General features: G+C 63.5%; 24 protein-coding genes and 1 pseudogene. 9 read left to right on the top strand and 16 right to left on the bottom strand.

All coding sequences use genetic code 11. The annotated features are described in order from the left end of the window. Nucleotides 1-6 precede the first annotated feature (6 nt). Genes ACN9MO_RS12415 through ACN9MO_RS12405 form a run of 3 tightly spaced genes read right to left on the bottom strand, consistent with a single transcriptional unit; the run spans nucleotide 7 to nucleotide 4,766 of the window. Nucleotides 7-2,832 carry a DUF4159 domain-containing protein gene (locus tag ACN9MO_RS12415; RefSeq protein WP_112994346.1) on the bottom strand — a complete coding sequence of 942 codons (2,826 nt, stop codon included), beginning with the start codon at nucleotides 2,830-2,832 and terminating at the stop codon, nucleotides 7-9. Further along, nucleotides 2,829-3,749, bottom strand: coding sequence for a DUF58 domain-containing protein (locus tag ACN9MO_RS12410; RefSeq protein ID WP_112994347.1), 921 nt, complete (start codon nucleotides 3,747-3,749; stop codon nucleotides 2,829-2,831). The genes ACN9MO_RS12415 and ACN9MO_RS12410 overlap by 4 nt, the downstream gene beginning before the upstream one ends. A gap of 3 nt (nucleotides 3,750-3,752) precedes the next feature. After that, complete coding sequence (locus tag ACN9MO_RS12405; RefSeq protein ID WP_113133450.1) at nucleotides 3,753-4,766, bottom strand: AAA family ATPase; 1,014 nt, start codon at nucleotides 4,764-4,766, stop codon at nucleotides 3,753-3,755. A 171-nt stretch (nucleotides 4,767-4,937) separates the two neighbouring features. Between ACN9MO_RS12405 and ACN9MO_RS12400 the strand changes: the two genes are divergently transcribed. The 3 genes from ACN9MO_RS12400 to ACN9MO_RS12390 are packed head-to-tail and all read left to right on the top strand — an operon-like array spanning nucleotide 4,938 to nucleotide 7,446. Then, nucleotides 4,938-5,561: a DUF1285 domain-containing protein gene (locus ACN9MO_RS12400; RefSeq protein WP_113133451.1), complete on the top strand. Its 624-nt coding sequence runs from the start codon at nucleotides 4,938-4,940 to the stop codon at nucleotides 5,559-5,561. Then, a complete protein-coding gene (locus tag ACN9MO_RS12395) occupies nucleotides 5,558-6,190 on the top strand; it encodes a CoA pyrophosphatase (protein ID WP_057253100.1) in 633 nt (210 codons plus the stop codon). Before ACN9MO_RS12400 ends, ACN9MO_RS12395 begins: the two co-directional genes overlap by 4 nt. Continuing rightward, entirely contained in the window at nucleotides 6,187-7,446 is a 1,260-nt protein-coding gene (locus ACN9MO_RS12390; RefSeq protein ID WP_113133452.1) for a CCA tRNA nucleotidyltransferase, read from the top strand. Before ACN9MO_RS12395 ends, ACN9MO_RS12390 begins: the two co-directional genes overlap by 4 nt. 74 nt (nucleotides 7,447-7,520) lie before the next feature. On the opposite strand, the gene ACN9MO_RS12385 is transcribed toward ACN9MO_RS12390, so the two are convergent. Continuing rightward, nucleotides 7,521-7,706 carry a DUF1059 domain-containing protein gene (locus tag ACN9MO_RS12385; protein ID WP_057253104.1) on the bottom strand — a complete coding sequence of 62 codons (186 nt, stop codon included), beginning with the start codon at nucleotides 7,704-7,706 and terminating at the stop codon, nucleotides 7,521-7,523. 195 nt (nucleotides 7,707-7,901) lie between these two features. On the opposite strand from ACN9MO_RS12385, the gene ACN9MO_RS12380 reads away from it, so the two are divergent. After that, the gene (locus ACN9MO_RS12380; RefSeq protein ID WP_057253106.1) at nucleotides 7,902-8,444 is read left to right on the top strand and encodes an adenine phosphoribosyltransferase; all 543 of its coding nucleotides are present in this window, start codon (nucleotides 7,902-7,904) and stop codon (nucleotides 8,442-8,444) included. A 73-nt stretch (nucleotides 8,445-8,517) separates the two neighbouring features. Here ACN9MO_RS12380 and ACN9MO_RS12375 read toward each other — a convergent pair whose 3' ends face one another. The 3 genes from ACN9MO_RS12375 to ACN9MO_RS12365 form a co-directional block, all read right to left on the bottom strand. Then, nucleotides 8,518-8,730, bottom strand: a complete 213-nt coding sequence (locus ACN9MO_RS12375; protein ID WP_057253108.1) for a hypothetical protein — start codon at nucleotides 8,728-8,730, stop codon at nucleotides 8,518-8,520. Between the two features lie 154 nt (nucleotides 8,731-8,884). Next, entirely contained in the window at nucleotides 8,885-9,355 is a 471-nt protein-coding gene (locus ACN9MO_RS12370; protein WP_082616006.1) for a MaoC family dehydratase, read from the bottom strand. Beyond that, entirely contained in the window at nucleotides 9,355-9,807 is a 453-nt protein-coding gene (locus tag ACN9MO_RS12365; RefSeq protein ID WP_112994348.1) for a MaoC family dehydratase, read from the bottom strand. The genes ACN9MO_RS12370 and ACN9MO_RS12365 overlap by 1 nt, the downstream gene beginning before the upstream one ends. 182 nt (nucleotides 9,808-9,989) lie before the next feature. Between ACN9MO_RS12365 and ACN9MO_RS12360 the strand changes: the two genes are divergently transcribed. Continuing rightward, nucleotides 9,990-11,096 (top strand): hypothetical protein, encoded by a 1,107-nt coding sequence (locus ACN9MO_RS12360; RefSeq protein WP_425985040.1) that lies wholly within the window; start codon nucleotides 9,990-9,992, stop codon nucleotides 11,094-11,096. Between the two features lie 88 nt (nucleotides 11,097-11,184). Here the strand turns inward: ACN9MO_RS12360 and ychF are convergent, their stop codons facing one another. Then, the gene (gene ychF, locus ACN9MO_RS12355; RefSeq protein ID WP_057253112.1) at nucleotides 11,185-12,288 is read right to left on the bottom strand and encodes a redox-regulated ATPase YchF; all 1,104 of its coding nucleotides are present in this window, start codon (nucleotides 12,286-12,288) and stop codon (nucleotides 11,185-11,187) included. A 187-nt stretch (nucleotides 12,289-12,475) separates the two neighbouring features. Between ychF and ACN9MO_RS12350 the strand changes: the two genes are divergently transcribed. Further along, nucleotides 12,476-13,042, top strand: a complete 567-nt coding sequence (locus ACN9MO_RS12350) for a hypothetical protein (RefSeq protein ID WP_113133453.1) — start codon at nucleotides 12,476-12,478, stop codon at nucleotides 13,040-13,042. A gap of 173 nt (nucleotides 13,043-13,215) precedes the next feature. Then, nucleotides 13,216-13,527 carry an ATP-dependent Clp protease adapter ClpS gene (gene clpS / locus ACN9MO_RS12345; protein ID WP_113133454.1) on the top strand — a complete coding sequence of 104 codons (312 nt, stop codon included), beginning with the start codon at nucleotides 13,216-13,218 and terminating at the stop codon, nucleotides 13,525-13,527. A gap of 42 nt (nucleotides 13,528-13,569) precedes the next feature. On the opposite strand, the gene ACN9MO_RS12340 is transcribed toward clpS, so the two are convergent. Then, nucleotides 13,570-13,872, bottom strand: a complete 303-nt coding sequence (locus ACN9MO_RS12340; RefSeq protein ID WP_113133455.1) for a DUF6958 family protein — start codon at nucleotides 13,870-13,872, stop codon at nucleotides 13,570-13,572. Beyond that, nucleotides 13,856-14,416 (bottom strand): GFA family protein, encoded by a 561-nt coding sequence (locus ACN9MO_RS12335; protein ID WP_425985035.1) that lies wholly within the window; start codon nucleotides 14,414-14,416, stop codon nucleotides 13,856-13,858. Before ACN9MO_RS12335 ends, ACN9MO_RS12340 begins: the two co-directional genes overlap by 17 nt. Before the next feature lie 120 nt (nucleotides 14,417-14,536). On the opposite strand from ACN9MO_RS12335, the gene ACN9MO_RS12330 reads away from it, so the two are divergent. After that, nucleotides 14,537-15,166 carry a TetR/AcrR family transcriptional regulator gene (locus ACN9MO_RS12330; RefSeq protein WP_425985032.1) on the top strand — a complete coding sequence of 210 codons (630 nt, stop codon included), beginning with the start codon at nucleotides 14,537-14,539 and terminating at the stop codon, nucleotides 15,164-15,166. Nucleotides 15,167-15,209: 43 nt separating this feature from the next. Here the strand turns inward: ACN9MO_RS12330 and ACN9MO_RS12325 are convergent. From ACN9MO_RS12325 to ACN9MO_RS12300, 6 genes and pseudogenes are all read right to left on the bottom strand, one after another. Further along, nucleotides 15,210-15,488 (bottom strand): annotated as a pseudogene (locus ACN9MO_RS12325) (squalene cyclase); the annotation flags it as partial. Nucleotides 15,489-15,558: 70 nt separating this feature from the next. Then, a complete protein-coding gene (pth, locus tag ACN9MO_RS12320; RefSeq protein ID WP_093234029.1) occupies nucleotides 15,559-16,278 on the bottom strand; it encodes an aminoacyl-tRNA hydrolase in 720 nt (239 codons plus the stop codon). Between the two features lie 67 nt (nucleotides 16,279-16,345). Then, nucleotides 16,346-17,080, bottom strand: coding sequence for a transporter substrate-binding domain-containing protein (locus tag ACN9MO_RS12315; RefSeq protein ID WP_113133456.1), 735 nt, complete (start codon nucleotides 17,078-17,080; stop codon nucleotides 16,346-16,348). Nucleotides 17,081-17,175: 95 nt separating this feature from the next. Further along, nucleotides 17,176-19,560, bottom strand: a complete 2,385-nt coding sequence (locus ACN9MO_RS12310) for a putative bifunctional diguanylate cyclase/phosphodiesterase (RefSeq protein WP_057254337.1) — start codon at nucleotides 19,558-19,560, stop codon at nucleotides 17,176-17,178. 260 nt (nucleotides 19,561-19,820) lie between these two features. After that, nucleotides 19,821-20,429 carry a 50S ribosomal protein L25/general stress protein Ctc gene (locus tag ACN9MO_RS12305; protein ID WP_057253124.1) on the bottom strand — a complete coding sequence of 203 codons (609 nt, stop codon included), beginning with the start codon at nucleotides 20,427-20,429 and terminating at the stop codon, nucleotides 19,821-19,823. A 156-nt stretch (nucleotides 20,430-20,585) separates the two neighbouring features. After that, nucleotides 20,586-21,767, bottom strand: coding sequence for a benzoate/H(+) symporter BenE family transporter (locus ACN9MO_RS12300; protein WP_057253126.1), 1,182 nt, complete (start codon nucleotides 21,765-21,767; stop codon nucleotides 20,586-20,588). Between the two features lie 249 nt (nucleotides 21,768-22,016). Between ACN9MO_RS12300 and ACN9MO_RS12295 the strand changes: the two genes are divergently transcribed. After that, on the top strand, nucleotides 22,017-22,973 hold the full coding sequence (locus ACN9MO_RS12295; RefSeq protein WP_057253128.1) for a helix-turn-helix domain-containing protein: 957 nt from the start codon (nucleotides 22,017-22,019) through the stop codon (nucleotides 22,971-22,973). Nucleotides 22,974-23,145 lie beyond the last annotated feature (172 nt).

Genomic DNA, 23,145 nt, shown 5'->3' with positions numbered 1-23,145 from the left:
CAGCCCTCACTGCCCAAGCCTCTGGAGGAGGTCCGGCACATGAACCTGATCGGACTTGTAGTTGCCGGTCAGCATGTACATCATGATGTTGACGCCCGCCCGATAGGCATATTCGCGCTGCATTTCGTCCGGCGGTACCGTCGGCAGAAGCGGCGCGCCGTTGGCGTCGACAGCCCAGGCGCCGGCGAAGTCGTTACCGGTGATCATGATCGGCGTGACGCCATCGCCGCCGCGCACCGGTCGGTTGCTCTGCTCCTCGGCGTCATGGGGGGCGGCTTCCACCCACAACTGGCTCTCGGTGTAACGCCCGGGAAAATTCGAAAGCAGGTAGAAGGCCTTTGTCAGCACGTGGTCGGAAGGCACCGGTTCCAGCGGCGGAATGTCTAGGCCGTTCAGCATCTCCTGCAGGCGCTGCACATTGGGGCTGTCGCCCGCCGTCGAAGGCGTGAGCGAGGAGAACTGGTCGCGCGTGTCGAAGAGCACGGTCCCGCCGTTGCGCATATAGGCGTCGATCCGGCTCATCACTCTGCTGCTCGGCATCGGCGCCGTGGCGGATACCGGCCAATAGATGATCGGGTAGAACGCCAGCTCGTCCTGTTCCAGATCGACGCCAACGGGGGCGCCCGGTTCCAGAGCCGTGCGATAGGTCAGGTAGTTGCTGAGGCCCAGGAGGCCCTGTTCCGACAATCGATCGACCTCGGCCTCGCCGGTGATGACATAGGCGAGGTGGGTCGTGTCGAGGCGTTGCAGTGTCTGCGCGTCGCTTGGCTGGCTATCCTGCGCGTGAACAATCGTGGGTGCCAGGGCAGCAACACCAAGGGTGGCAAGGCCAAGGGTTGCAAGCACGGCTGCCGTGGCGGCGCCACCGGCAGCGCGGCGGCGCAATCCTGTGAGGCCGCCGGCCATGGAAAGCACGATCAACGTGTCGATCAGGAAAAGCATCAGCGCGAGCCCGAAGAGATAGGGCCGGATCGAGAACGGGCGCACGCCTTCCAGCCCTTCCGCGCGTTCGCTGACGAGGTTGCCTCTGATCGGAGCGATGCTGCCGCCGTCGGGGAGAAGATTGTTGGCAACAAAACCCTCTTCCGAGCCGTAGAGGCCGGGCGGTGTGTCTGCGGAAACAATCGGCGCAACTCCGGGGGCGATCTCAAGCGGCCGGGCGCTGCCCGTCTCCGTGGTCAGTTCGCCCCGGGCGTTTACCAGGCGATAGGGCGGCAGGGTCTGCGCCTTGCTTGTCTGGTCACCGGCAATGCCGCCGGCACGTGAAAGCTGGATGGACCGGCGCAGCATGTCGACGAAGGAGCCTGAAATCGGCAGGTTCGACCAGCCCGGGTCGGCGCTCACGTGGAAGAGCACGATGCGTCCACGTCCGCGTTCGGCTGTGGTGACCAGCGGCGTGCCATCGGCGAGGTTGGCCCAGGTCCGTTCGGCAAGGTCCGGTGTCGGCTGCGCCAGAACCTGGCGTTTGACAAGCACATCGCGCGGATGCTCGAGACCGGCAAAGGGGCTGGAAGATGGGTAGTCGGCAAGCGGCTGCGGCTCTGACCAGGAGAGCGCGCCGTCGAGGGACCGTTCGCCCTGCCTGAGCATGACGGGGACGAGCGGGTCGTCGGCAGGCGCGCCGGCCAGCCTCGGGCCGGCAAAGCGAACGAGCATGCCGCCATTCTCCAGCCAGCGCGTCACCAGCGGATAGCTTTCGTCCGGCAACCGGCCGACGTCGGCCATGACCAGGATCGACGGATTTTGAGCGAGAAGTTCGGCAATCGCCTTGCCGATCGCTTCCTCTCGCGGCTCGATCAGGTCGGCGTGAGGTTCGAGCGCCCGCTTGATGTAATAGAGCGGTGAAAGCAGCGGCTGCGACTGGTGAACCTCGCCGCTCAGCAACGCCACGCGGCGACGGCGATTGCCATCGTCGAGCAGGTGGATGCCGCCGGCTGTCGCCTGGCCCTCGATCGTCAGACGTGCGAAATCGTTGCGCAGCTCGAAGGGGGCCCTCAACAGGGCATTCGCTGCCGTGACGCCTGAAGCGAAGCGGAGTTCGCCTTCGGCAATGGCGGTGCCGCGCGCGTCGCGGGCAAAAACGTAATAGGCGCGCGGCTCGCCAAGCGGCAGCCGCGATGCCGTGACCCGCATGCCTTCGTTTTCGTTGGTCGCGGACGTCAACGCGATGGCGCTTTCCGCATTGCCTTCGATCCGGCGGACGTTGGCCGCGCCGATCTCCGCGACTTGGCGCATCGTCTGACCGTCCCCAGCCTCGATCCCGTCACTGAGGAACGCAAGCGTGCCAGGCGGCGAGTTCGCGAGGGCGGCTTTCATGGCGGCAAGCGCCCGATCGCGCGCGGCCGGCAGCGGTTGCGGCTGCGCCGCGGCCAGCCGGTCTCGCGCGGTGGTGGCGGAAGCCGGGGTCGCATCGTGCTGTCGATCGGTCGTGAAGACGATCGAAACCGGCAGATCCTTCGCCTCCGCATCGTCGATGAGCGCATTGGCGGCCTCGACCCGCCGATCCCAATCGGAGACCGTCGCCCAGCTGTTGTCGATGACGAGCGCCAGCGGGCCAGCGGAGGAAAGCGTGTTCTGCCGCGGGTTGAACACCGGATCGGCGATCGCCAGGATCACCGCCGCGGCCATCAGCATGCGCAGCAGGGTCAGCCACCAGGGGCTTTGCGCCGGGGTTTCCTCGCGCTTCATCACGGACGCCAGGATGCGCAGCGGCGGGAACACTTCGGCCGCGGGCCTTGGCGGCGTCATGCGCAGCAGCCACCAGATGACAGGCAGGGCAACCAGGGCGGCGAGGATAGCGGGGTTGGTGAACAGGAAGGGCAAGCTGCTCATAGCTGGCCCCCGTGCGTCGCGCGTCCCGGCATGCCGGAGAGATAGGTGTGCACGGCGACGAGCGCCTCCGAGGCGGGCCGGTCGGTTCTGTGCGGGGTGAAGGTCCAGCCGAGATGGCGGAGCGTCACGCCCAGGCTGTCGCGGCGGCTGACATAGGCGCGCTGATAGTCCTCGCGCAGCACTTCGGCGCGGCCGGCCGTCAGCTTCTCGCCGGTCTCCGGGTCGGTGAATTCGGTGCGGCCGCTATAGGGAAACACCTCTTCTGCAGGGTCGGCGATCTCGACCACATGGCCGCGCAAACCCCGGCGTGCCAGCGGGCCGAGGCGGTCCATGATCTTTTCCGCCGGATCGAGAAAATCGCCGATCAGCACGAGATCGCTGGCGCTGCGGATCATCCCGGTGTTGGGGAGGCCTTCCGCGAGCGGGCTCAGCATGATTGCGGTCGCCAGCCGTTCGGCGGCATTGCGGGCCGAGATCGGCTCCATGATGCCGGGGCAGCCGATGCGTTCGCCGGAGCGCGCGAGGATCTCGGCGAGCGCCAGCATCAGCACGAGCGCGCGGCTCTCCTTGGAGACCGCGCCGAGCCTCGACTTGTACATCATCGACGGGGAGAGATCCGCCCACAGCCAGATGGTGTGCGCGGCCTCCCATTCGCGGTCGCGGACATAGGTGTGGTCGTCGCGGGCCGAGCGGCGCCAGTCGATGCGCGACAGGCTCTCGCCGTCGCTATAGGGCCGGAACTGCCAGAAATTCTCGCCAATGCCGCGCTTGCGCCGGCCATGCCAGCCGGAAATCACGGTATTGGCGATCCGCCGTGCCTCCACCAGGCAATCGGGAACGAGCATGGCGCGCTGTTGCGCGCGGGAAAGTACTTCACCAGCAGGAGTACGCGAGACTATGTGCCCGACGGTGGCCATTCGTCAGCCTCTGGCCTGTTTCACCAGATCGGCGATGACGTCGCGCACGGTCATGCCTTCGGCGCGGGCAGCGAAAGTGAGCGCCATGCGGTGCTGAAGCACGGGCTCGGCAAGCGCCAGGATGTCGTCGATCGACGGCGCCAGGCGCCCGTCGTAAAGCGCGCGGGCGCGGGCGCAGAGCATCAGCGCCTGGCCGGCACGGGGCCCGGGACCCCAAGCAACGTTCTTGTCGGTCGCGGCATTGCCGTTGCCCGGACGGGCGGAGCGCACGAGCGACAGGATCGCGTCGACCACCTTTTCCCCGATCGGCATCTGTCGGATCAGGGCCTGGATCTGCTGCAGCCGCGTTGCATCGATGACCGGGTGAGCGGTTGCTTCGCTGACACCTGTGGTCTCGAGCAGAATCTGCCGCTCGGCCGCAAGGTCGGGATAGCCGACATCGACCTGCATCAGAAAGCGGTCGAGCTGCGCCTCGGGCAGGGGATAGGTGCCCTCCTGCTCCAACGGGTTCTGGGTGGCAAGCACGTGGAAGGGCGCCGGCAGGTCCTTGCGGGCGCCGGCCACGGTGATGTGATACTCCTGCATCGCCTGCAGCAGCGCCGATTGCGTGCGCGGCGAGGCGCGGTTGATTTCGTCGGCCATCAGCAATTGCGTGAAGATCGGGCCGGGAATGAAGCGGAACGAGCGATGGCCGGCCGCATCCTGGTCCATGACTTCCGAGCCGAGGATGTCGGAGGGCATCAGGTCGGGCGTGAACTGCACGCGGCTGGAATCAAGGCCGAGGACCGTGCCGAGCGTGGCGACGAGCTTCGTCTTGGCAAGACCGGGAACGCCGACGAGCAGGGCATGGCCGCCGGAGAGAACGGCGAGCAGGGTCTGCTCGACAACGCTTTCCTGGCCGAAAATAACCTTGCCGACTTCCGCACGCACCCGGGCGATTTCGCCGAGTGCGCTTTCGGCCGCGGCGACAATCGTCTTCTCGTCGATCGCGTCGGCCGCGCCCTTCATGACAGTCATGGTCGTACTCCCCGGTCGCCCGTTGTTAAACCGAATCGCCCTATACCGGGATTTCAGTTGCCAAATTCCAATTTAGACCCTACCGGACGGCTGACAAGTCGGCGCCGACGCACTATCTCGTGACATATCAAAGGTCTCGATCTGAAAATCGTGGTCAAACGGGACGGAACAATGGCAGAAGCCGAAATTCAGCAAACCGGCGATGCCGCCGGACTGGCGGCACTGATTGCGCGTGCTGCGGGGCAGACCGGCGAAAAGGCGCGCGGCCTGCCGCCGGTGGACCGCTGGAATCCGCCGTTCTGCGGCGACATCGACATGGAGATCCGCGCCGACGGCACCTGGTTCTATCTCGGCACACCGATCGGCCGGCAGCCCTTGGTCAGGCTGTTTTCCACCGTTTTGCGCAAGGACGAGGATGGGCGCACCTATCTCGTGACCCCTGTGGAAAAGGTCGGCATCCGCATCGTCGATGCGCCGTTCGTGGCCGTCGAAATGAGCATGACCGAGGGAGAACAGGGCCAGGTCCTGACCTTCCGCACCAATGTCGGCGATGTGGTCGAAGCCGGGCCGGAGCATCCGCTGCGCTTCGTCATCCACGGCGAGAACCGGGAGCTGAAACCATATCTGCATGTGCGCGGGCGCCTGGAGGCGCTGGTCTCCCGGCCCGTCATGTACGAAATCGTCGAACTCGGTGAGACGCAGCAAGTCGATGGCACCGAGATGTTCTGCGTGCGCTCGGGCGGCGCCGTCTTCCCGATCATGCCGGCGGCAGAGCTGGAAGCGCTGTCGCGATGAACCGGCATCTCTTCTCCGCTGACGAATTCCGTCGACGTGCGCTGACCCAGATGGGCGGACCGGTGGAAACCTCCTGGCGCGACCATGGCGATTTCCTGCTCAATCCGGGCATCGTGCCCTATCTGGAGACGCTGCATCTGAAGGATGCCGCAGTGCTCGTGCCCGTCGTCGACGATGGCGACGATGCCAGCGTCATCCTGACCCAGCGCACGGCGAGCCTGCGCAAGCATTCCGGCCAGGTTGCCTTTCCCGGCGGGGCCGTCGACCCCGAGGACCGTTCCGTCGAAGTGGCGGCGCTGCGCGAAGCGCAGGAGGAGATCGGCCTCGATCCGCGCTTCGTCGAAACCATCGGTCGGCTGCCGCACTACATGGCCATGTCCGGTTTCCGGATTACTCCGGTGCTGGCAGTGGTCAAGCCCGGCTTCGAACTGATCGCCAATCCGGACGAGGTCGAAAGCGTCTTCGAGGTGCCGCTGTCCTTCCTGATGAACCCGAGCAATCACGCCCGCGGTCGCGGGCATTGGCAGGGCGAGGAGCGGCATTTCTATCGAATGCCCTATGGTGATCGCAACATCTGGGGTATCACCGCCGGCATTCTCCGCATGCTCTATGAAAGGCTTTACGCATGACTTCCGTTGCCGGCGAAGGCTGGTTTTCATCGCCCTCTCTCCGCCGTGTTTTCGAGGTCCTGAACGTCGAGGGCGGCGAGGTCCGGGTCGTCGGCGGCGCGGTGCGCAACAGCCTGATGGGGCTGCCGGCCGGCGACATCGATATGGCGACCACCTGGCGGCCGGACGAAGTGTTCGAGCGGGCGAAGGCGGCAGGCATCAAGGTGGTGCCGACAGGCATCGATCATGGCACCGTTACGCTCGTCATCGACGGAACGCCCTATGAAGTCACGACGCTCCGGCGTGACGTTTCGACCGATGGCCGCCGCGCGGAAGTCGCTTTCGGCAGCGACTGGAAGGCGGATGCCGAACGGCGGGATTTCACCATCAATGCACTTTACGCCAACGACCGCGGCGACGTGTTCGACGATGTCGGCGGGCTCTCGGACATCGAGACGCGCACGCTGCGTTTCATCGGCGATGCTTCAGAGCGGGTTGCCGAGGACTATCTGCGCATTCTGCGTTTCTTCCGCTTCTTCGCCCACTACGGCAGCGGCAGGCCGGATGCCGAGGGCCTGCGCGCCTGTGCCAGGGCGCGCTCGAAGCTTGCAACGCTTTCGGCCGAGCGGGTCTGGGCCGAAACAAAGAAGTTGCTTTCCGCCGCCGATCCCGGCCGCGCGCTGCTGTGGATGCGCCAAGCCGGTGTGCTCACCGAAATTCTGCCGGAAACGGAAAAATGGGGCATCGACGCGATCCCGGATATCGTTGCCGCCGAGCGCGCCTTTGGCTGGGCACCGGATCCGCTTCTGCGCCTGGCCGCGATCGTACCGCCGGACGAAGAGCGCCTGGAGGCAATGGCGGAGCGTCTGCGTCTGTCGAAAGCGGAAGCTGCCTATTTCAACCGCTGGGCCAAGGCGCCGGCGGTCCCCGCGACCACCGTCGATACGGCCTTCGATCGGTTGCTCTATCGTCATGGCGTGGAGGGGATTGTCATAGGGCTGCGGCTGGCGCTGGCGACGGCACGGCGCAAGTCGGAAGGCGACCCGGCGCTTTTGTCCGAGACCGCGTCACTGCGCCGGCTGCTGGTACGCGCCGAGGCCTGGAAGCGGCCGAGCTTCCCGCTGAATGGCGGCGACGTGCTGAAGGCCGGCGTTGCGGCCGGCCCGCGCGTGGGCGAAATCCTCGGGGAGCTCGAAAATCTCTGGATCGAGCGCAACTTCAGTCTCGACCGGGCAAACCTCATCGCCCGGCTCGAAGCCATGGTGCAGCCGGACTAATCGGACGGCTAGCGCCGCCTTGAGGACGGCTACCCTGCCTTGGCCGGACGGCTTACGCCGCCTTGGCCGGACGGTTACGCCGCCTTGGATTCGTCGGTGATCCGGGCCTTGATGTTGTCGATCATGTTTTCGCGAATAACCGTCTCGCCGTGCGTTTCGCGCATGTGCTCGACGGCGCGGCGCACGATTTCGGCATCGTTGTCGGCGCGCGTGTGCCATTCGCAACCCGGGACGAGGGAACCGCATTCAAACAGGCGCATGGTGCTTCCTTCCCTGTCTAAAGTTTGATGCGAGAGCGCGGCGCGCCGGTCGGGCGACCGCACGATTAGAGTAGCATCAACCCCCAAGGGCGGCCAATTGTTCCCGCCGACGACGCGAGAAGAAACCGTTATAGACAAAGAGGCCGATGGTGTTATGGGTTTGCGGTAACAAGAGACGCAAAGGCCCTTTTGCCCATGACCACCGTTCAATCGGAACTGATCTCCGCCATCCGGAACATTCCTGATTATCCGAAGCCGGGCGTGATGTTTCGCGATATCACCACGCTGCTCGGCAATCCGCGCGCATTCCGCCGCGCGATCGATGAACTGGTGCATCCCTACGCCGGTACCAAGATCGACAAGATCGCCGGCATCGAAGCGCGCGGTTTCATCCTCGGTGGCGCGATTGCACACCAGCTTTCTTCCGGCTTCGTGCCGATCCGCAAGAAGGGCAAGTTGCCGCACGACACCGTGCGCATCGCCTACAGCCTGGAATACGGCGTCGACGAAATGGAAATGCACAAGGACGCGATCAAGCCGGGCGAGAAGGTGATCCTCGTCGACGATCTGATTGCGACCGGCGGGACGGCGGAAGCGGCCACCAAGCTTCTGAAGCAGATGGGCGCCGATATCGTCGCCGCCTGCTTCGTCATCGATCTCCCCGATCTCGGTGGGCGCAAGAAGCTCGAAGCGCTTGGCGTCAATGTCCGCACGCTGATCGAATTCGAAGGTCACTGATCCTGATGGGCGATAGCGGCATCGCGGATCGAAATCCGCGCTGCCGTTCCGCACCGGATCATTTTCGATCGCTTCAGAGGCGATTGATCGTCCGCAACATCAGCTGAACTTCACGCTGTGTGGCGGGTGGCAGTGTCTCTACTTCCTTTTGCCAAAACTGTTCGGCTTCCGGAGGCTCGTCTTCCCAACTTCTGACGGATGTCTCGTTATCGTCGATCACGACACGGCGATGGCCGCCAAGACGCAGATAGGCGTCCGCCAGTTCACAGACATGGGTTTTTTCCATGGCCAACACTCCCGTTTCCTTGATGCAAGGCGGGCATCCCGCACGGGGTAAGTGACAGGCGGCACCGCGCTTTGTCTGATGCTGATTTTACGCGCAAACCGCGCTGGAATTAAGATGTCTCTGGAGGGGCGTCGCCCGAAGGCGGCGCTCGTTGCTACACGAACTCGATCACCTTGCTCTCGAAGCGGATCACCGCCTCGCCGTGCTGGTTGTCGCCTTCGCACAGGATCGTGTTGATCCGCCAGCCGGGTTTCGAGGTGAGCGAGCGGCTTTCGAGGAAGGTCACGAAATAGGTGACCGTGTCGCCGGCATAGACCGGCTTCAACCATTTGAGATCGCGAAAACCGGGCGAGGGGCCGAGGTTCGGCGCACGCAGACCCTCGGCGGCGAGCCGGCGCTGCTCGTTCCTCCAGAAGCGGACGAAGCATTGCATCCATCCGGCGCTGGTATGCCAGCCCGATGCGCAAAGCCCGCCGAACAGCGAATGCCGTGCCGCTTCCTCATCGAGATGAAAAGGCTGCGGGTCGAAGTCGCGGGCGAAGCGGATGATGTCTTCGGCCGTGAAGGTCAGGCTGCCGATGGCGGTCCTGGCCCTGGCGGCGTAAAATTCTTCCATCGTCATCATCAGGCTTGCCCCTTCTCGCGGCAGCGAAAGAGAACGGTGCATTCGGAGACCGCTACGGGCTCACCCGCCTGGTTGGTGATTTCGTTGCGGAATTTGACGATGCCGAGTTCGGGCTTCGATTTCGACCGCCGCGCCTCGAGCACGAGGCTGAAGCCGTTGAGGATATCGCCGGCGATGACCGGTTTCCTCCAGTCCATGAAGTCGATGCCGGGCGACCCTTGAGACGTCGAATTGCCCATGAAGGCGTCGAGCATCATGCGCATGCCGACGGCGCTGGTGTGCCAGCCGGACGCGGCAAGGCCGCCAAGAATGCTGCGTTTTCCCGCTTCCTCGTCGAGATGCATCGGCTGCTGGTCGAACTCACTGGCGAAGGCGATCATCTCCGCCGGCTTCATCTCGACCGGCGTGTAGTCGAAACGCCGCCCTTCGGAAAAATCCTCGAAATACAGCATGCTTGAGTTGTCCCGTCTGATTTGCTGCCGTCTACCTACTGCATAATTTATCGAAGCGGAATCCATTTGAGCGGCTCTGTTGCGAGGCAGCGCGGGCTGAATTTCCAGGTTGCGCATGCCGGACGTTCATGCAACCACCTGTCTAGCTGGCGCATCCGCCGGCGCTTGATCGAGGAGCATTCGTGACCGAACTGAACAGAGCGCTCGCAGGCGCTGCCGAAAAAGGGATCATCTCAGCGAACCAGGTGAGAGATCTGGAAGCCTATCTTGCGGACCGCGGCATGATCTTCGGGCCGACGGCGCCGGATGCCGCCGCGGAGCGACATGACGCTGCGCTTGATGCGCGTGCAGCCGAAGACAGCGAGCAGCCGCGCTTCGTGCGGGGATTTCACGATATCCTGATCACCACCGGCGTCATTGTCGTGCTGATCGGCCTTTGGGGTCTGGGTGGTCCGTTCGCAACGCTGCCGGTCATTCTCATCCTGGCCGAAATCCTGGTGCGGCGCCAACGGCTGGCACTGCCGTCGGTGGCGCTGACGGTCGCGCTCGTGCACTGGGTCGGGACGACGTCACTGTTGTTCGTGAGCGAGCAGGAGGATGCCTGGAAACCGCTGATCTTTGCACTCGCCTACCTATCGGCGTTCCCGATCCCGCTGGGCCTGTTCTACTGGCGCTATCGTGTGCCACTGGCGCTGGCCGGATTGATGGTATCGATCGCACTCGTCTGCGTGGTCGCGATCCTTCTTGCCCTCGAGAAGATCTTGGGGATCGACCTTGCCAACGAAGACCATTTCATGCTTCTCGCGCTCACCGTTCTTGTTGGAGCCTTGGGCCTTTTTGCGGCCGCCATGCGCTACGACGTTTCCGATCCACAGCGTGAGACCGCGCGCTCCGATACGGCATTCTGGCTGCACCTGGCCGCAGCACCGGCATTGCTCTACGCACTGATGGGCCTGGTTTTCCTGTCGAACGGTGGCAGCACCTGGTGGGACGGTCAGGCCGGCTTCGGCCAAGCGGTTGCCGCGATCCTGATCGTTGCGGCCTTCATGCTGGTCGGGCTGGTCATCGACCGGCGTGCGTTCGTCACGTCGGGGCTGGTGTCGCTCGGGGGCGCGGTGTGGACGATGCTGAGCCAGACCGGCGCGTCGCTCGACAGCTACGTCTTCGTCGCCTTCGCGGTGGTCGGCGTGACCGTACTCTTCATCGGCATCTTCTGGCAGCGGTTGCGCCGCATGGTCATGGACCTGCTACCGCAAACGATAACGGCGCGGTTGCATGCCGCGCCGTGATACCGAGTTCTCTGCGTGCGCTGCACCGTTGCAGCGCGCCTTGTCTCTTTGATCTTGCGCCTGCTACGCAAGATCGCCGCGCCACGTCTTACGTGTTGAAGCGGAAGTGGATGACGTCGCCGTCCTGGACGACGTATTCCTTGCCTTCGTCGCGCGCCTTGCCGGCTTCCTTGGCGCCCACTTCGCCGCCGAGCGTGATGTAATCCTCGTAGGCGATCGTGTTGGCACGGATGAATCCGCGCTCGAAGTCGGTGTGGATGACGCCGGCCGCCTGCGGTGCCTTGGTGCCGCGCTGGATCGTCCAGGCGCGGGTTTCCTTGGGGCCGACGGTGAAGTAGGTGATGAGGTCGAGCAGCTTGTAGCCGGCGCGGATCAGACGGTCGAGACCGGCTTCTTCTAGGCCGAGCGCGCTCAGGAACTCCTTGGATTCTTCTTCCGGCAGCTGTGCCACTTCGGATTCGATCGCCGCCGAGATCACGACGCTTTCGGCCCCTTGCGCCTTTGCCATTTCGGCAACCGCGCGGGTGTGTTCGTTGCCGTCGACCGCATCGCTTTCGGCGACGTTGCAGACGTAGAGCACCGGATGGGCGGTCAGGAGGTTGAGGCTCTGCAGAATGCGCAGTTCTTCGGCATCGAGCTTGGCAAGCAGCGTGCGTACCGGCTTGCCGTCCTGCAGCAGCTTCAGCGAGGCTTCCATGATCGGAAGCTGCGCCATGGAGTCCTTGTCCTTGCCGCCGGCGCGCTTGCGGGTCTGCTCGGTGCGGCGCTCAAGGCTGTCGAGGTCGGCGAGCATCAGCTCGGTCTCGATCGTCTCGGCATCTGCGACCGGGTGGATGCGGCCTTCGACGTGGGTGATGTCATCATCCTCGAAGCAGCGCAGCACATGCACGACAGCATCCACTTCGCGGATGTTGGCGAGGAACTGATTGCCGAGGCCTTCGCCCTTCGACGCGCCACGCACGAGGCCGGCGATGTCGACGAAGGAGATGCGCGTCGGGATGATTTCCTTCGACTTGGCAATGTCGGCAAGCTTGCGCATGCGCGGGTCCGGCACCGCCACTTCGCCGGTGTTCGGCTCGATGGTGCAGAAGGGATAGTTGGCCGCCTGAGCGGCCGCCGTCTTGGTGAGTGCGTTGAAGAGCGTGGACTTGCCGACGTTCGGCAGCCCGACAATACCGCATTTGAAGCCCATGGGGTCTCGTCCGTATCCTTAAATTCCGTTGGCGTGGCTATGCGGGAAGGGCGCTTCCTGGTCAAGGGTGGACACCCCGTTCACGGTAAATAAGGGGCTTGCGCCGTTGAACGCGCGGTATTTGGGCCCGCATATGCCCTCAGAAATCCGCCGGCCCCGTCGCGGTGAAAAATCTGAGGAGCCCACATTGATCGATCAGAAATTCATGTTCCCGCGCGTGCCGGTGGCCGTCGTCGATATCGGCGACACGCTTGAAGCCCTGCTGATCCGTTCCATGCTGGAGAGCCTTAGCGCCGTCGTCACGCTGCATCTGCCGGGGACACCCGGGGACTTCCTGACCTTGATCGCCGGCGGCGAGTTCGTGCATCAGCATCTGGTCATTTGCGGTCACGGCGACGAAAATGGTTTCGTCTTCGGCGAGTATTGCGAAGGCATCGACACATCGATGCTAGTCGACGGTAGCCTGCCGCCTTCGGTCGTTGCCGAGCATGCCAGGCTCGGCGGCAAGATCGCTCTCAGCACCTGCTGCGAAACCGGCGGCAAGGCATACGGCGATGCCTTTGTCGGGGCGGGTGGCGCAGCCCTCTACGTCGCTCCCGATGGTTCGCCCGAAGGGGCCGATGCGCCGCTCTTCGTGCATTGCTTCTATCATGCGCTTCTTGCGCGCAAGCAGGCGCCCGAGGCGGCACTGGAGCGGGCCCGCTCCTATGACGAGGCGGCGACGATGTTCGTCGGGCACTGGCCCGCCAACTGACCGACGGTGACTGCCGCCCCTGCTTTTGCTTGATCGGTGCGCCCGCCCGTAGGATAGTGCGCATATAGCGCCGCGCGTCGCTGTAACATTTAGATCTGCTTCACGATTTTGTCCCTAAATCGGTTCTGGTTTAAGGAATTTCCGTTCTTTCTGTCATCAACGGGGTGGTTCCGATGAGTGACAACGAGGTTGCCAGAAAAATCAAAGTGAAGGTCAAGCCGAAGCTCGAACGGCCGAAACTTTACAAAGTCATGCTGCTCAACGACGATTATACGCCGCGCGAGTTTGTCGTCGGCGTGCTCAAGGCCGTGTTCCATATGAGCGAGGAGGCCGGCTACCGCGTGATGATGACGGCGCACAAGATGGGCACTTCGGTGGTCGTCGTCTGTGTGCGCGACATTGCGGAAACCAAGGCCAAGGCGGCGACCGATCTTGCCAAGGAAGCGGGTTTTCCGCTGCTCTTCACCACCGAACCCGAGGAATAACGAGCGGCCGGTACGAAGGATGGCGGGGGTCGCCGGTTCGCTTTATGTTTTCTTATGTAGACGAAGCGGCTTGCTTGCATCCCGCTTGATCGTGCCCTTGGCTTCGAGATCGAGCTGAACCGCCTTCAGCCACCAGCCGGCCTTTGCACCCTCGGGGAAAAGGTCCTGCGGCAACAACGGCAATAGCCGCTCCATCGCTTCCGCAACGGTCAGCCCTGGTGTGGCCGGTGGCAGAACCGCGAGCAGGGCTTCGCGCATTGCCTCGTATTTTACCCGGTCGACACGGTATTTATGGCCGGGAGAGACGATGTTTTCGATCTCGATCTTCTCAGCCTGAGATGCCATCGGCCTCGCCTTTCACATAGTCGATCCTGGGCGCCTTGAATCCCATGGCCGCCCAGGCGGTCAAAAGCCGCCACATGAAGCGGCCCGAATGCGTCTTGTAGCTCGGCAGTGTATCGGCGAATTCGACGCCTGCCTTACGATCTTTCGTCATGGTCCGCATTTCGAGCGGCGGCTGTTCGTCCGGGGCGAAACGCTGATTGTAGACGCTCAGCCAGTGGCCGCCTTTGAATTCGAGGAACATCGCGGCGTTGCAGCAACTCGCAATCACCCTTCGCGTCGGCGCCTCGGGCGTCAACCGATGCCCGCGCAAAAGCTCGCTGCCCCTGATGCAGCGGATCCTGTCTTTCCGGTAGAGCGCGAAGCGCGTCGAGCCGTCGGCTTCCAGCACAGGCGAGGCTTCGGGCAGGGCCTCGAAGCGCTCGCCGGCGGTGCGGCAGCTGCTGCAATAGCAGGCGGCGCCGACGATCGGTTCGCCGACGGCTTCAAAGGCAACCAGCCCGCAGCGGCAGGCGGCAATTCGATTTCTTGCTTGTGGTTTCACCATGGCCCTCTCCCGACATCGTCTCACTAACTAGACTGTACCGTCCAGTTTGATTTGTCAATCCGACTGGCCTATCGTGTGGGGCAGATGATTTGTGACGTGCAGCAAGGCGGAGGGGCAGGATTGAGCAACGGCGCAAAGACGCGCATGGAGCGCACCCGCAAGGGGATCGTGGCGGCAGCAAGCGATCTCTTCCTGAAACACGGCTTTCTGGGCACCAACATGGATGAGATCGCGGCGACGGCGGAGGTGTCGAAGCAGACCGTCTATTCCCATTTCCAGAGCAAGGAGGCGTTGTTTCTGGAGGTCGTGCGCAGCATGACGGGTGGGGCAGGCGATGAGTTCCAGGAGCAGGTCGCCGATCCTGACGGCGATGAGCCGATCGAGGAATTCCTGCTCGACTATGCCACCCAGCTGCTGACGATCGTGATGACGCCGCGGCTGATGCAGGTGCGGCGCCTGGTGATTGCCGAGGTCGAGCGCTTTCCGCAGCTTGGCGAAGCGCTGCACGAGCGCGGACCGATGCGCTCGATCAGGCGGCTTGCCGTCGCCTTCAAGCGCTATGGCGATAAGGGCGACATCCGGGTGAAGGATGTGCAGGTCGCTGGCGGGTTCTTCAACTGGCTCGTCATGGGTGGGCCGGTGAACGACGCCATGCTGCTCGGCGACGGCGCCATTCCGGCGCCTGACGTCTTGCAGGCCCATGCGGCCGAGGCGGTGCGGATCTTTCTGGCAGCGCACAGAGCCGCCTAGGCGTTCGGGTCTCTTTCAGGTTCGCGGCTATCCGTTTGATGCGGAAGAAGTCAAGCTGCGACAGCGAAAAGCACGTGGCCGTCCAGGGTTGACCGCGCTCGGACCACTCGCGCGCGTCAAAACCAGCCGGAACGAAGGCGCCGCCCGCCCATTGGCCGTCGTCGTCCTGATGCGAAAGCAGTCTGGCGCCCCAGCCTTCGGTCTCCACCTTGGCTCGCTCGGCCCTCCACACAGGTTCCGGGGCATCCAGCAGGTCACGCATCACTTGCCAGCGGATCGAAGGATCCGAAGCGAGAAGCCAGTCAATCACCGGGAGGCTCATAGGGCGTGCTCCAGGCCGGTCTTCAAAGCCGACCTGAGCGAAAACTAGTGCTCGCTCCGGAAACGGGAAGCTAGTCGCCCTTCGAGCCGAACATCTTCTTCAGCATGTCGGCCATCGGGCCGGTCGCCGGCAGCTTCTTTGGCTGGGCTGAATTGCGCGCCTGGTGGATGTGCGATTGCGCGCTCTGCTTCTTCGGGGTTTCGGGCTTGTCCGCTTCCGGCTTGCCGCCGGTCGCGAGCGCGATCTTGTTCAGAAGCTGGGAATCCTCGCCGCGCACCAGCATGTCGGCATTGTCGGCGATGGCGTCGAGCAGCGGTATCAGCCAGGCTTGGTCGGCCTTGGCGAAATCGCCGAGAACGTGGGCGTGAACGAGGTCCTTGACGCCGGGATGGCCGATGCCCAGACGCAGGCGGCGATACTCCTTGCCGCAATGGGCATCGATCGACTTGATGCCGTTGTGGCCGCCATGGCCGCCGCCGACCTTGAGCCGCGCCTTGGCGGCCGGCAGGTCGAGTTCGTCATAGATGACGGTAATATCCTTCGGCTGCAGCTTGTAGAAGCGCATGGCCTCGCCGACCGCTTCGCCTGAGAGGTTCATGAAGGTCTGCGGCTTCATCAGGAGCACGCGTTCGCCGCCGATCTCGCCTTCGGCGATCTCGGCCTTGAACTTCTTCGACCAGGAGGAAAAGCTGTGCCGGCGGTGAATGACGTCGACCGCCATGAAGCCGATATTGTGCCGGTTGGTGGCGTATTTCGAACCTGGATTGCCAAGCCCTACGATGATCAGCATGTCGTCACGCGTCGATGATTTCGGGGTGGGGCCATCCAAGATCATCGTGCCCGCGGGAAGTCAACGCTTATTTCTCGGCGCGCAGGCTGGCATTCGGCGTGAGGCCGTAGTGCTTGAAGATTTCGTCCTGGGTGCCGTTGCCGACCAGCCGGTCCAGTTCGCGCTGCATCGCGGCGACGGTTGCCCGCGATACATCGCGGTGGCAGGCGATGCCGTAGAGCTTGCCTTCAAGCACCAGCGCCGCCTCGACCGGTTTGCCCTCGGCGCGCATGCTCTGGAAGGTTTTCTCTGACGTCATCAGCAGATCGACGCGTCCGGCGATCAGCTTCTTCACGCTCGAATTGAGGTTTGCGGCATAGTCGATCTTCGGGAAGTCGTGGTCCCTGAGATAGGTTGCGGAAAAATCCTCGCGCTGGGTGCCTACGGTGTACTGACGTGCTGCTTCCAGCGAAGCCGGTGCTATGTTTGAGCCGGCGTGGCGAACCATAACCATATGATCGACCAGCAGAGGTTCGACCCATAGAAACTTCTTGTCGCGTTCGGCGTCGTGGCCGGTGGTGAAAACGCAATAGGCCGGATCGGTTTCGGCCAGCATGAAGGCCCGCGCCCAGGGCAGAACCTCGATCGTGTAAGGCTGTTTCAGCCGCTCCATGATCCGCTTGACCTGATCTACCGCAGCACCGCTCGGACCGTTCTCGGTCGAAAAGTTGTAAGGGGGGTACTCCTCGGTGACGAACTTGATCGTCTGTGCCTCAGCGGTCGTGAAGAGACCGAGGAAAAATATTGGGATCAGCGCCTTCACGTGCTTTCCTCCTTTTGCTGCATGCCTTGCGGTATCCGCGCAGTGCTGCCGCGTCCCGAACCTCCATCGGAGAGCGTGACCGCTGGCAGCGAACATCATGCCCGCCTGTCTGCCACCGCCGCCGTCTTTGCCTCCGAGTCGCTTTCCAGCATCTTCAGCATGCTGTCGATCTGCATCGGCCGGCTGAAGAGATAGCCCTGGCCGCAATCGACACCCAGCTTGCGCAGCAGCTGCCACTGCTCCTTCGTCTCGATGCCTTCGGCAACGACGGTGCAGCCCATCTGGTGCGAGATCGTGCGGATGCCCTTGATCAGCATGCGGCTCTTGCGGCGGATGTCGGCGGTGCCGGAACTCAGCGAACGGGTGAAGGACTGGTCGACCTTGACGATATCGACCGGGAAACGGTTGAGGTAGCTCAGCGATGAATAGCCGGTGCCGAAATCGTCGAGCGCGATGCGGCAGCCGAATTCGTTGAGTTGCTTCAGCACCGCGTGCACTTCCGGATTGTCGAGCATGAGGACGGCTTCGGTGATCTCGACGACGATCCGGCTTGGCGAAATATGGTGCTTCAGGAGCAGTGCGGCGAGCTTGTGCGGCAGCGTCAGCTCGAATTGCAGCGGCGAGAAATTGACGGCTAGGTAGGTGTTCTGCGTGCCGTCCAGCTCGGAGATCGCAGCCAGATGGCGGATCGCCTTTTCGAGGATGTGGTCGCCTATGCGGGCGATCGTGCCGGTTTCCTCGGCAATGCCGATGATCTTGCCGGGCGGCATCAGGCCCTTTTCCGGGTGGTTGAGGCGCATCAGCGCCTCGAAGCCGGCGATCTGTCCGTCGGCAAGGCTGACGATCGGCTGCAGCCAGGCCTCGAAGTGGTCGTCCTTCAGCCCAGCCTCGATGCACTGTTCGATCTCATGGCGCTCGCGGGAAGCGTCGAGCATGCTGGCGTCAAACAGCTGCAGGCCGTTCTTGCCATCGTGCTTGCGCGCATACATGGCCATATCCGCCTTGAGCAGGAGGTCGGAGGCGTTTTCCGCATGGGCCGGGTAGACCGAGATGCCGACGCTGGCGCTGACGAGCAGTTCGTTGCCGGCAATCGGCATCGGCTCGCGCAGTGCCGAAACGATGCGTTCGCCGATCTCGCTTGCGAGCGCAGCCGCGTCCCGGTCGGAAATCAGGATGGCGAATTCGTCTCCGCCGAGGCGGGCCATGATGTCGCCGGGGCTCAGCGCGTCACGGATGAGCTCGACCGTGTGGCGCAACACTTCGTCGCCGGCCGCATGGCCGAAATTGTCGTTGATCCATTTGAAGCGGTCGAGATCGATGAACAGGCAGCCAAGCTGCATGCCGCATTCGTCGGCCTGCTGGATCGCGTCGTCGAGTGCCGCTTCGAACCCCTGGCGGTTGAGCAGGCCGGTGAGGTGGTCGGTGATCGCCTGGGTGTGGTTGCGGCTTTCCGCCTGCTTCAGCGCCGTGACATCGGTCATGACGGAGAGCGACAGGCTGCCTTCACCGGTCGCCTTCGTCTCCTGGATCAGCACCGTCATCAGCTGGCTATCCGTCTTGCGGAAAGGAACGGTGACCTCCCGGATCTCATGGTCGCCGACCGCGATCGTTTTGGCATGGCTGCGATAGGTTTCGTGCCAGTGCTGATCGATGAAATCGACGAAGTCGCGGCCGATGACGTCGTCCCGATCGTAACCGGTCGCCAGCAGCCAGTAGTCGCTGACGGCGAGCAGGCGTCCGTCGACGTCGAGCGAGAACAGCATCGCGGGCGTCAGGTTGTAGATATCGGTGACGCGTTCGTGCGCATTCTTCAGTTCGGTCTCTTCGCGCTCGAGCCGGTCCTGCATCTCGTTGAAATTGGCGGCAAGCGCGCCCATTTCGTCGTCGGAGGTCCAGTCGACCCGGTGGCGTGAGCCGAGCCGGCGCGTCGCCTCGATCGCCGCTGTCAGGCGCATCAGCGGGCGCATCACCGTGAAGCGATTGCCGACGAGGGCTGCGGCGAAGACGATTGCGACGGCGAAGAGCAGGATGGCGAGGATCGCCAGCTCGTCCTTGCTGAATTGCGACAGAAGGCCGGGCGTCGGCACTCTCACCTCGATGCGACCGATCTCCTTCATCCCATCCATGGACTGATAGGAAATGGGCAGGCTGAGGATCCGGTCCTTGGTGCCGGGCACAGCGCCGCCGAGCGGCATCTGGGCGAGGATCGAGCCGGTCTGGTCGCGGACGGTGACAGAGAGGATATCGGTGCCGTTTATCAGCGATCGGGCGATGTGCTTTATGCCGTCGCTGTCGAAGTCCCAGATGGGTTTGCCCAGCGCCTCGGCGCTTGCGGCCATCAGCAGTTCGATGTTGTGAATCCGCTCGCGTGCGATGCGGTCGCTGGATATACTCAGGAAGAGAACGAGCAGAGGGGCAATGAAAACGAGCATTGCGCCACAGACAATCGCAATAAATCGGTTCTCCACGGAATGCATCATCGGATGCACGCCTTGGAAGGTGCTGCCACGCATTTCATTTCGGATTCTCTTCAGTCTGAGCCCCAGTTTCCCCGACAGAAGAACATCATCAAAACCTTAAATGTTGCTGAAATCGCTTCGTGATAAATGATGAGACGCGATGCCGGCGCTGTGTGGCGAGAGGCCTGTGGACCAATGCAAAAAGCCCGCCCCAAACGAATGGGACGGGCTCTCGATGAAGTGCAGCGGGACTGGCTTTTCGCCAGTCACCCAAAAGCCAATCAGGCTTCTGCTTCGCCTTCGGCTTCTTCCTTCACGCCACCGGCCGGAGCAACGATCGTTGCAATGGTGAAGTCGCGGTCGGTGATAACCGGGGTCGCGCCCTTCGGCAGCTTGATGTTGGAAATGTGAACGGCATCGCCGACCTTGAGGCCGGAGAGATCGACGCTGAGGAATTCCGGAATGTCGTTGGCCGAAACGTTGAGTTCGACTTCGTGGCGAACGATGTTCAGAACGCCGCCAGCCTTCAGGCCCGGGGACTTCTCTTCGTTTTCGAAGTGAACCGGAACTTCAACGGTAACCTGGCTGTCCTTGGAGACGCGCAGGAAGTCGACATGCATGGTGAAGTCACGGACCGGATCCAGCTGGTAGTCCTTCGGCAGGACGCGGATCTTTTCGCCGTTGACGTCGATGACCGCGACGGTGGTCATGAAACCGCCGGCGTGGATCTTCATCGTCACTTCCTTGGTGGAGAGTGCGATGGAAAGGGGGGCCTGCTTGTCACCGTAGATGACAGCCGGGATAAGACCGTTGCGACGAAGTTCACGGGAGGACCCCTTACCAACCCGTTCGCGCGTCTCGGCCTTGAGCTCGTAAGTTGCGTGGCTCATGGGTAGACCTTTCTATGTCTAAATCTGGAGAGCTCATCCGACATGGCGGATGAACCGAAGCCACATGGGCTTCATCCGCGTTGCCTCCAAGGGTGTCTACGCGGACGGGGCGGTGCATAGACGAGATCGGCTTGAAATGCAAGCTTTGCCGCGGGTTCAGGCCTTTTTCTGGGTAAGACGCGCAAGCGCCAGCATCAGCCCACCGGCAATCAGACCCCAGAAGGCCCCGGAAACACCGGCGAAACTGACGCCCGATGCCGTCACCAGAAAGGTGATGGCGGCCGCCTCGCGTGTCTTTGCCTCGGTGAAGGCGGCCATGGCGGAACTGGCGAAGGCGCCGACGAGCGCGAGGCCGGCCACCGCCTCGATCAGGATGGAAGGCGCAAGGCTGACGAAGGTGGTGACGGCGCCGGCAAGCAGCCCGAAGAGAATGTAGAAGGCGCCGGCATTGATCGCCGACCAGTAGCGTCGGTTGCGATCGGGATGGGAATCGCTTCCGGCGCACATGGCGGCGGTGATCGCCGCCAGATTGACCGCGTGGCCGCCGAACGGCGCGCTCAGCATGGAAAAGAGGCCGGTGGTCGCAAACAGCGGCCCGGGGGCGGGGTGATAGTCGTTGACCTTCAACACCGCGATGCCGGGGATGTTCTGCGAGGCCATGGTGACGATGAAGAGCGGCAGCGCAATGCTGACCATGGCTGCGACATTGAACTGTGGGGTCACGAACTCGACGGTCGGCACCAGCGCCGAGGACAGGGTAGAGAAGGCGCCCGCCGGGACTTCGACGCCGAAGGCGATGACGAGTACGAAAGCGACGAGCGCGGCCGGCACCGCATAGAGCTTGTTGACGCTGCCGACGACCGCCCAGGCGATGAGGATCGGCAAGCCGAGAAGCGGATTGAAGGCGATCGCCTTGACCGGCGCGAAGCAGAGGCTGAGCAACACCCCCGCGAGCATGGCATTGGCGAGCGGGGCAGGAATGCCCGAAACCAGGCGGCCGAGCGGTTTCCAGAGGCCGGCGACGACGACGAGCAGCCCACAGACGAGGAAGGCGCCGACGGCAGCGTTGAAGCCGCCTTCGACGACGCCCGCGCTCGCGAGCAGTGCGGCACCCGGCGTCGACCAGGCGATGCTGACCGGCAGCCGCGTGATGGCGCTGATGACAATCGCGCAGACGCCCATGGAGATCGACAACGCCATCAGCCCGGAGGCAGCCTGTGCTTCGCTGGCGCCGACTCCGGTCAGGCCGTGCAACACGACGGCGAAGGAACTGGCGAAGCCGACGAAGGCGATCAGCAGGCCCATGAAGAGGCTCTGGGGCGAGAAGTCACGAAACATGGCGGCAACCGGCTGTTGTGGGGGTGAGTCGCGGCGATCTGATCCTTTCGCGTATCACATTCGGGCGCGCTGTCGATATCGGCCGCGTGATGCACCGATCAAACTCGCTGAGGGGGGCTGACCCTCGAACCTTCGTCTGGCTGGACCTTTGCGGAGATCGTTGGCTATAGTGCCGCCCAAGCAGGTGCGCCGTTTGGGAGATCGGTCGCATCCGCCTTCCGCCGGTCGACGCTTTCAGGGAGGAAGCCGATGCCTGCCGTCAGGGATCATTCGGAACTTGTCTATCGGGTCGCGCACCAGTCTTCGGCGGCGGCGAGCTCATCGGTGGCCGCGTCGTGGCGGCGCTGCATGACCCTGCATAAGCTTGCTCCGGAGGAAGCCCGTACGCCGCTTCGGCTGTCGGACAGCGAGTTTCGCTCCGTCCGCGAGCGCTCCGGTGAGCTGCTGGCGGAGGCCGGCATCGAACTCGACCGGTTGTTTGCGACCGTCGGCAGGGCTGGCTGCTGCCTGCTCCTCACCGACAATGACGGCGTGGCGCTCGAGCGGCGCGGAGCGGTCGGCGACGACGCTGAATTTCGCGGCGTCGGGCTCTGGTCGGGAACGGTCTGGAGCGAGGCGAATGTGGGCACCAACGGCATCGGCACGGCGATCGCCGATGAGCGCGCCGTCGTCATCCAGCGCGATCAGCATTTCCTGAGCAGCAATATCGGCTTGAGCTGCGCGACCGCGCCGATCCGCGATCATCGCGGGCGATTGGCGGCGGCCATCGACATTTCAACCTGCCGTGACGATGCCTCCGAGATCACCATGTCGATCCTGTCGCAGGCGGTTCGTGACGCCGCCGCGCGCATCGAGGCCGGCCTCTTCCGTCGTGCCTTCGCCGGTGCGCGCATCGTGCTGGTGCCAGTGGATCGAGCCGGGCCGGCGCTCCTTGCCGTCGACCGCGACGACCTCGTGCTCGGTGCAACGCGTGCCGCACGGCAATGGCTCGACCTCGACGACCGGCGCATCGCCGCCGGGGTTCCGGCCTCCGACCTTCTTCGAGAGGACACGTCAGGCGATGCCGCCGAGCTTCCCGATGCGGAGCGCGCGGCGCTCCGGCGTGTTCTTTCCCGTGCCAGCGGCAACGTCTCCATGGCGGCCGAGCTGCTCGGCATCAGCCGCGCCACCCTTTACCGCAAGATGAAGCGGCTCCAGGTCAACTGATCTTCCTACCCATCTGAAGGCTGCCCCTCACCCTAACCCTCTCCCCGCAGACGGGGAGAGGGGGCGTGGCCCCGAGCGGTCTTTGCGATTGTGGTGGCCCTGATCCTTGGGGGAATGGGGAGCATGCCGCTTGCCCCTTCTCCCCGTGACGACGGGGAGAAGGTCCCGGCAG

Source organism: Ensifer sp. R-19 (assembly GCF_049905105.1).
Taxonomy (GTDB): domain Bacteria; phylum Pseudomonadota; class Alphaproteobacteria; order Rhizobiales; family Rhizobiaceae; genus Ensifer.
Note: the sequence above shows the minus strand (reverse complement) of the source record. Positions and strands in the feature narration are given on the sequence as shown.